Annotated in this window: 13 protein-coding genes and 1 pseudogene; 13 read left to right on the forward strand and 1 reads right to left on the reverse strand. The window is 47.5% G+C overall.

Going from position 1 to position 6557, the window contains the following annotated elements; translation table 11 throughout:
* Positions 1 to 35 precede the first annotated feature (35 nt).
* Complete coding sequence (locus OGX84_RS07825) at positions 36 to 440, reverse strand: cell envelope integrity TolA C-terminal domain-containing protein (protein ID WP_047462960.1); 405 nt, start codon at positions 438 to 440, stop codon at positions 36 to 38.
* A 284-nt stretch (positions 441 to 724) separates the two neighbouring features.
* Here OGX84_RS07825 and OGX84_RS07830 point away from each other — a divergent pair, with 284 nt between their 5' ends.
* The 13 genes and pseudogenes from OGX84_RS07830 to OGX84_RS07890 form a co-directional block, all read left to right on the forward strand.
* Positions 725 to 973: a DNA polymerase III subunit theta gene (locus OGX84_RS07830; RefSeq protein ID WP_286457690.1), complete on the forward strand. Its 249-nt coding sequence runs from the start codon at positions 725 to 727 to the stop codon at positions 971 to 973.
* Positions 970 to 1605: a hypothetical protein gene (locus OGX84_RS07835; protein ID WP_286457693.1), complete on the forward strand. Its 636-nt coding sequence runs from the start codon at positions 970 to 972 to the stop codon at positions 1603 to 1605. The genes OGX84_RS07830 and OGX84_RS07835 overlap by 4 nt, the downstream gene beginning before the upstream one ends.
* 298 nt (positions 1606 to 1903) lie before the next feature.
* Entirely contained in the window at positions 1904 to 2137 is a 234-nt protein-coding gene (locus OGX84_RS07840; RefSeq protein ID WP_286457696.1) for a DinI family protein, read from the forward strand.
* Between the two features lie 117 nt (positions 2138 to 2254).
* Entirely contained in the window at positions 2255 to 2503 is a 249-nt protein-coding gene (locus OGX84_RS07845) for a hypothetical protein (RefSeq protein ID WP_012132752.1), read from the forward strand.
* Positions 2504 to 2540: 37 nt separating this feature from the next.
* A complete protein-coding gene (locus OGX84_RS07850; protein WP_110123579.1) occupies positions 2541 to 3137 on the forward strand; it encodes a DUF1367 family protein in 597 nt (198 codons plus the stop codon).
* Positions 3137 to 3343 (forward strand): hypothetical protein, encoded by a 207-nt coding sequence (locus OGX84_RS07855; RefSeq protein WP_200073780.1) that lies wholly within the window; start codon positions 3137 to 3139, stop codon positions 3341 to 3343. Before OGX84_RS07850 ends, OGX84_RS07855 begins: the two co-directional genes overlap by 1 nt.
* A 2-nt stretch (positions 3344 to 3345) precedes the next feature.
* Entirely contained in the window at positions 3346 to 3627 is a 282-nt protein-coding gene (locus tag OGX84_RS07860; protein WP_200073779.1) for a hypothetical protein, read from the forward strand.
* Complete coding sequence (locus OGX84_RS07865) at positions 3624 to 3977, forward strand: RusA family crossover junction endodeoxyribonuclease (RefSeq protein WP_286457697.1); 354 nt, start codon at positions 3624 to 3626, stop codon at positions 3975 to 3977. Before OGX84_RS07860 ends, OGX84_RS07865 begins: the two co-directional genes overlap by 4 nt.
* Positions 3974 to 4120 carry a YlcG family protein gene (locus OGX84_RS07870; protein WP_200064520.1) on the forward strand — a complete coding sequence of 49 codons (147 nt, stop codon included), beginning with the start codon at positions 3974 to 3976 and terminating at the stop codon, positions 4118 to 4120. The genes OGX84_RS07865 and OGX84_RS07870 overlap by 4 nt, the downstream gene beginning before the upstream one ends.
* The gene (locus OGX84_RS07875) at positions 4110 to 4907 is read left to right on the forward strand and encodes an antitermination protein Q (protein WP_286457699.1); all 798 of its coding nucleotides are present in this window, start codon (positions 4110 to 4112) and stop codon (positions 4905 to 4907) included. The genes OGX84_RS07870 and OGX84_RS07875 overlap by 11 nt, the downstream gene beginning before the upstream one ends.
* A gap of 810 nt (positions 4908 to 5717) precedes the next feature.
* Positions 5718 to 5990: a phage holin family protein gene (locus tag OGX84_RS07880; protein ID WP_048224292.1), complete on the forward strand. Its 273-nt coding sequence runs from the start codon at positions 5718 to 5720 to the stop codon at positions 5988 to 5990.
* Positions 5990 to 6478, forward strand: coding sequence for a lysozyme (locus OGX84_RS07885; RefSeq protein WP_286457701.1), 489 nt, complete (start codon positions 5990 to 5992; stop codon positions 6476 to 6478). The genes OGX84_RS07880 and OGX84_RS07885 overlap by 1 nt, the downstream gene beginning before the upstream one ends.
* A pseudogene (locus OGX84_RS07890) lies at positions 6475 to 6557 on the forward strand (lysis protein); the annotation flags it as partial. The gene OGX84_RS07885 and the pseudogene OGX84_RS07890, both read left to right, overlap by 4 nt.

Consider the following 6557-nt stretch of genomic DNA (forward strand, 5'->3'; position numbering starts at 1 on the left):
GAGAACGCCGGGGATCTCCCGGCGCACCATAGTTTTCATGGCTGACCTTCGAAGTTCCATCTTGCGGAACCCATATTAAAGTAAACTCTCCGATCGGTAAACGCCGGGAATGTCGCTCTTTCAGAAGCTTTTTGCAATGCAGCGCAATAATCTTTGTCACCACCTTTCACGATAAAATTTTGCAGGGTGCCATCGACTTTGAAATCCAAATGAGCGTTACATCTTTTACCATTCCAGGCATGGGGCTCTGTAAGTGCTGCGTCCAAAGCTTTTTTTATTCTGGATGAATACCATCCATATATATCCTTATCTGACACTTTACCCGAACTCTTATATTCGCATGATTCCATTGCGTTTTTTTTCTGACAGCCTGTAGGTGCAAGAGGGGAGCAACCTGCAATGGTTAATGTCACCACAATCAACATTAAAAATTTTATCATACATGTTTCCCGTCATGCTGAAATTCAATTTATTGAATTGTATAGTTATTTTCAGAGATTTAAAATATGATAGTTACATTACTTCTTCAGTAATGAAGTGACAGACTTCATTACTAATGTTTCAACTGCACGAAATCTACCATGCAGGGTTTCCTGCTGCGGTAATGCTGTGCCGCCGTCGTTCGCCGCGGCGCTCGTCCGGGTGGATCTGCCCGAACTTTGCCAGCCGAAAGAAATGGCTGCGTAATGTATAATCCCTCTCAAAGCATCGAGGGGGATTCATCATGTCAGACTGGAACATCGCAGCAAAACCGAAAGACGATCAGGACAAAATCAACGTGGATTTAGCGGCCAGCGGCGTTGCGTACAAAGAGCGCCTGAACATGCCGGTTATCGCTGAAGTGGTGATGCGCGAGCAGCCAGAGCATCTGCGGGACTATTTCCTTGAGCAGTTACGATATTACCGGGAGCAGAGTATTTCTCTGCCAAAAGCATTTGACCCTCGATATCTCAAACAGGAGGAAGGTAAGTGAAATTTTCTCGAATCGAACAAAGCCCAATAATGGACAAGGGAAACTACGTTAAAATTGATCATGATTTTGGCTATTTTTTAGATCCGAATAAGATGGCTTCGATAGCTAACTATGAAGATGAGTCAGCAGCACTATTAAAATTAATGCTAATTCATGAGGACTTTCTTCGAGTTATTATTGAGAACTTAAGGCCTGAGGGTTCAGAGAAGTACAATGCCATCAAAAGCTATAAGTATTTTGCACCGAAGTTGTCAGCTGCCGTTCTCTTAGGGCTTCCTGTATCACTTGCTGATGCTATGTCTGAACTCAACAGCATTCGAAACAAGTACGCTCATAAAATTGACTATGTCATTACAAATGAAGAAGTTGACAAGCTTGCGGAAACGATTAAAAAAATAAAAATCGAAGAAATTAACCACGGTGGCTACATACATCAAGTTATTGAGCCAATCCTTAAGGATGGGATCTACGCAGTGGCTCTGATGAACGATCTACCTCCTGATTTGGAAGAAAATCGTCTTCGTATATGCAAATTAGTCACTAGCGCACACTGCATGTGCTTACTGGGGGCTTTTTGGTTAATTAATACTCTCCACGTTAAGGACAAACTAAAACTTTCCATGTCTGAGTAGGGCAGGAGGAACGTTTCCACACAATTTATTTTCTGGAATCAACCCGCCATAATCATGTCATCGGAGCCTGAACAACTCCGGTGACTTCTGCGCATTTAAGTCCCCTTAAATGCGACCACCATCTCAACTCCTCACCTGCCACAGATGCAAATGCTCTTAATGATTAAACCCGCTTCGGCGGGTTTTTTTACGCCTGAAATTTGTGTCTATGGGTTAACAATTCGTGCTCTTAAAACGTTGATCATTTCGCTTTATAGGTATACTGTATAAAAACACAGTATACGCAGTGGAGGCCACTATGAAAGTTGAGTTAACTATTGATCGAACAAAGAAACTTCCTGATGGTGCAGTGCCAGCATTAGAAGCCGAACTGTTACGTAGGCTCAGCCAGAACTATGAAGGGGTAAAACTTACAATTCGCCGCGCAGGGGCTGATGGCCTGAGTATTCTGGGGGGTGAAAAAGGGGACAAGCAGCGCATTGAGGAGATTCTTCAGGAGACCTGGGTAAGCGCCGACGACTGGTTTTACTAACATTGCGCTTGGGGCTGGCGCGCATTTTTTCAGAATACCGCAATTTGTGTATCCCTTTGATGCTGCTGCCGACAATTTTTAACCGCGTCTGTATGTCGCTCGAAGGGAGAATAGAATGTGAGTAATTCAGCTTTGCAAACGTCAGAAGATAACTGGTATGACATTGTAAGACGGTCTGACGGCTGCGTGGTGTTTAGCTTTCCTTCGTCGGGCAGGCATCTTATCTATCGCGTCAATGGTATGGTTTCTATGCGGCCTTTGCTGGATGATGAAGAAGTCTTTACTCCCAATGGCTTTATGCAATTTATTCGCCGTCTCGGCTACCGGGTAACGCCACCTTCTGATAATATGAAATCAACGGTCTGAACAGCCGTTAACCTGCTGCGCCACGGAGTGAACAACCATGGCGCAAACACTGTATTTTGAAAAGACCTTCCAGAACGCCCTGATTTCGGTTGATCCCGGAACCAGCGAATTTTTACAACTGTTACCAACAGGACAGTTGCTCACTGGTGAGTTCCGCAAGCCGCGAAACTACGCATTCCACAAAAAATTCTTCAAGCTATTGTCGCTTGGCTATCACTACTGGACACCAACCGGCGGACTTGTTGAGGAATCAGAGCGGTCGCTAATCTCCGGGTATATTGATTTCCTGTCATCAAACCCGACACAACGTAACGCGCTCCATAACGCTGCTGATATGTACCTGAATACTGTCGGACTGGTGCGTTCCCGCGAAGTCGTACTGCTGAAGCATTTCGAATCCTTCCGCGAGTGGGCAACTATTCAGGCGGGATTTTACGACGAATATATCATGCCCGATGGCAGCCGACGGCGCACGGCTAAATCCATTTCCTTCGCCAGCATGGATGATGCCGAATTTAACGGCGTCTATCAGTCGGTGCTCAACGTTCTCTGGAACTACATACTGCGTCGAAAATTCCGTTCAGCGAATGACGTCGAGAACGCCGCCGCCCAGCTCATGAGCTTTGCGGGGTGATGGCGATGAAGTATTCATATTTTCACCATACGGAATGCACCACCGAGCAGGCAGAGCGCCTGATTGCCGATTATCGGGCTCGCGGTATCAGGACCGAAAAAAGCCTCAACCCTGATTTCCTTACCTGGACGGTCAGCGTGAAATTGCCAGAGTTCGGACGTCCGGCACGGACGCCGAGAACCTTCCGACAAAAGGTCTGGGGGTGATCATGGCTATTTATCGAAATAGGAAATGGCTCGCTGCCGTTGGTCAGATTGAGCGTTGCGTTCTATGTGGGGCGTGGGGGACGCAAGTAGCGCACCGCAATGAAGGTAAGGGGATGGGGCTTAAGGTTGATGATTGTGCAACTGCTGCGATCTGCGTGACCTGTCATTCAGAGATTGATAACGGGAAAAACCTCTCTCGTGATGAGCGTCGGCAGTTAATGGATCGCGCTATCGTGCTTACTGTCATTGAGATAGTCCGCCGTGGGCTGGTGGTGCCAGTATGAAAATTTACGACATCACGCCGATCGGCAAGCCCAGAATGACCAGGGCCGACAAATGGAAAACTCGACCAGCGATCATGCGTTACCGGGCATTCTGCGATGAAGCACGCCTGCGCAAAATTCATCTGCCGGAGTCCGGCGCCCACGTCACGTTCGTTATGCCGATGCCAGCGAGCTGGAGCAAAAAGAAGCGAGAGCAGTTCAACGGCAAGCCGCACCAGTCAAAACCCGACTGCGACAACATGCTTAAAGCACTAATGGATGCCCTGTTTGATGATGATTCCAGCGTCTGGGATTGTCGCATCACGAAGCTATGGGGCGAGAAAGGGCAGATCATCGAGGAGGCAAAGTGAAGCCCGAAGTTATTGAGTCTCTTCGCTGGCGCTGGCTGCGTCTTTGCATTTATCGCTACCGGGGATCTTTTCCGGTGGCATACCGCATCCTTCGCAATTACATCCGCATTGAAGCAAAACGGGAGCATCGAAATGAAGCTTGAGTCCTTACCAAAATATTTTTCGCCTAAATCCATGATGCCCGGCGCTGTTCCATGCGGTATTTCAGCAGATACGCTGACTATTACTGACGTAATGGCATCCCTCGGGCTACTTTCCGCAAAAGCAGCGGTGGGTATTGAATTGTATCTGGCAAAAGCCGGGGTTTTATCTTCAGACAATATCATTGCCTACATCAAGAAGCTGGCAGAGCAGCGCGCAGAACGGCACGGATCGCTGCGGAAAATGGAAGAGAGTGAACGATCAAAATTTCTCGGTATTCTGGCGCGGTATGTTTTCCGCGATTATTCCCTCAGCGCGGCAAGCCTGGTGACGTGCAGTAGCTGTCATGGCGCTAAATTTATTGATGCTGAGGTTTTCACGAACAAGGTTACTTACCCGGATGGTAAGCCACCAAAATGGGTAAAAGATACGAAAGGCATTTCTCCTTCTGACTGGGAAGTGTGGAAATCAGTACGTGAGCAAGTGCGCGTCGTGTGTAAGACGTGCGATGGTAAAGGCCATGTGAAAAACGAATGCCGTTGCCGGGGGCGCGGAGAAATTCTCGATAAGAAAAAATCAGAGTTGCAGGGCGTTCCGGTTTATAAAAAATGCCCGAGATGCAAGGGAAGAGGTCACCCACGCCTCAAAGATACCGAGATTTTTAAAGCGCTGGGAGTAACGGAAATGGTATGGCGGTACAACTATAAACAGTTTTTCGATCGGCTGGTGGAGCATTGCCATATTGAGGAATCCTATGCAGAAAAGGTTCTGGGAAACGTGACTCGATGACCGGCATAATTTAGCTATTGCAAAATTAACGGAAAATGGCTAATCTGATTCCAACGATGGGTTATTACGCCTGTAACGTTACAAGAATTAAGAACCTCGCCTCGGCGGGGTTTTCTTTTATGGATTCCCGACGCCAATAAGACAAAGTGCGGGGAGTGTTGCGGAGCCTACATGTTCCAGCCGTCCGCAAAAGCTCACATGGGCAGGACCACAATCTGATACCGCGATAGCTTTTGCTGATCGCGCCGGAGCGGTAACCGGCAACAATTTAAGCCCCGGTTATTGCCGGAGCTTTCTGTGTTAGATATAAATCTCACTCTTACTTAGTGTGGTAAAAGAGGTTTTGGTTGGCGAGTTTAGTTGAAGATCTGAAATCAACCCGCCAACTTGCTGTTGACCCGATGTAATTACGTAAACATTTACTGTCTGATTTACATAAGTACTGAAATTTCCTGTAGCACCCTGACTGATTTGGTGTAGTTGACTAGTCAGATTGTGGCGTTGAACTTCAAACTTAAAGTAAGCATCGTTTTGATGTTGAACACGGAAAATGTACATGCTTTATCCTTTTTTGTTGAAAAAAATATTAACGGCATTTTGCAATAAGCCTTTAGTTTTTTTTAACAAACTCCAGCCAGGGTATCTTCAGCCGCAGAGCTGACATTGCCACACCCTCACATTGCCAGCCTGTCGCTGGCTTTTTTATTTCAGGCTCACGGGAATCAATCACTACGTGCTTTGTTGAAAATCCAGCCCGAGGGCCTGACCCTACAACACACAGCTCCCGCATTTACCGCGAGGAGAGAGACTATGAAGATGGACGAAAGATACAGCAACGCGACATACGGCAGCGCTGGTCTTGCGGCTTTCTTTGCCAGCCTGTCATTGCAGGACTGGGGCTTCATCATTGGCGTCGCTTTCAGCATCATCCTCGGCGTCCTGACATACAGGCTCAATAAGCGTGAGCAAATGAAGCGCACGAAGATACTGCAGGACATTCTGAACAAGACTGATTCAAGCAACCCATCTGCTACAGCCAAAGTTCTCGCCGATCTCGGACAGAAAGCACCGAAGGAAATCTGATGAACAGCACCCTGCGAAATAAAATTGCTGCCTCCATCGGTGGCGGTGCGATTGCGATCGCAACAGTCATGCTGTCAGGTAAGGATGGTCTTGAAGGTCGAGAATATGTGGCCTACCGAGATGTTGTCGGAGTGCTGACTGTCTGCGATGGTAGCACCGGATCCGACATAATCCCCGGAAAGCGGTATACCGATAAGGAATGCGATGCTCTAACCCGGAAAGATTTAACGCGAATTGCCGCGCAGGTTGATCCACATATCAAAGTGCCGACTACTGAAACTCAACGAGCAGCGATTTACTCTTTCGCGTACAACGTTGGCGCTTCTGCGGCCATCAACTCAACACTGCTGAAAAAACTCAATGCCAAAGAATACGCAGCGGCATGCGAAGAATTAAAGCGTTGGGTGTATGCCGGTGGTAAGAAGTGGAAAGGCCTGATGAATCGTCGAGATGTTGAGTATGAGGTTTGTACCTGGAGCCAGAAATGAGCAGGTTAACCGCAATCATCATCGCTTTTGTCGTCTGCATCATCGTATCTCTTGGCTGGGCTGTTAACCACTACCGCGA

The sequence above is a fragment of the Citrobacter sp. CK202 genome (assembly GCF_030333225.1).
GTDB lineage: Bacteria > Pseudomonadota > Gammaproteobacteria > Enterobacterales > Enterobacteriaceae > Citrobacter_B > Citrobacter_B koseri.

Excerpts from the sequence above, each read along its gene's own strand:
- OGX84_RS07860 (WP_200073779.1), top strand. The coding sequence starts at position 3,346 with ATGGCTATTTATCGAAATAGGAAATGGCTCGCTGCCGTTGGTCAGATT.
- OGX84_RS07840 (WP_286457696.1), top strand. The coding sequence starts at position 1,904 with ATGAAAGTTGAGTTAACTATTGATCGAACAAAGAAACTTCCTGATGGT.
- OGX84_RS07830 (WP_286457690.1), top strand. The coding sequence starts at position 725 with ATGTCAGACTGGAACATCGCAGCAAAACCGAAAGACGATCAGGACAAA.
- OGX84_RS07855 (WP_200073780.1), top strand. The coding sequence starts at position 3,137 with ATGGCGATGAAGTATTCATATTTTCACCATACGGAATGCACCACCGAG.
- OGX84_RS07880 (WP_048224292.1), top strand. The coding sequence starts at position 5,718 with ATGAAGATGGACGAAAGATACAGCAACGCGACATACGGCAGCGCTGGT.
- OGX84_RS07865 (WP_286457697.1), top strand. The coding sequence starts at position 3,624 with ATGAAAATTTACGACATCACGCCGATCGGCAAGCCCAGAATGACCAGG.
- OGX84_RS07850 (WP_110123579.1), top strand. The coding sequence starts at position 2,541 with ATGGCGCAAACACTGTATTTTGAAAAGACCTTCCAGAACGCCCTGATT.
- OGX84_RS07885 (WP_286457701.1), top strand. The coding sequence starts at position 5,990 with ATGAACAGCACCCTGCGAAATAAAATTGCTGCCTCCATCGGTGGCGGT.
- OGX84_RS07825 (WP_047462960.1), bottom strand. The coding sequence starts at position 440 with ATGATAAAATTTTTAATGTTGATTGTGGTGACATTAACCATTGCAGGT.
- OGX84_RS07875 (WP_286457699.1), top strand. The coding sequence starts at position 4,110 with ATGAAGCTTGAGTCCTTACCAAAATATTTTTCGCCTAAATCCATGATG.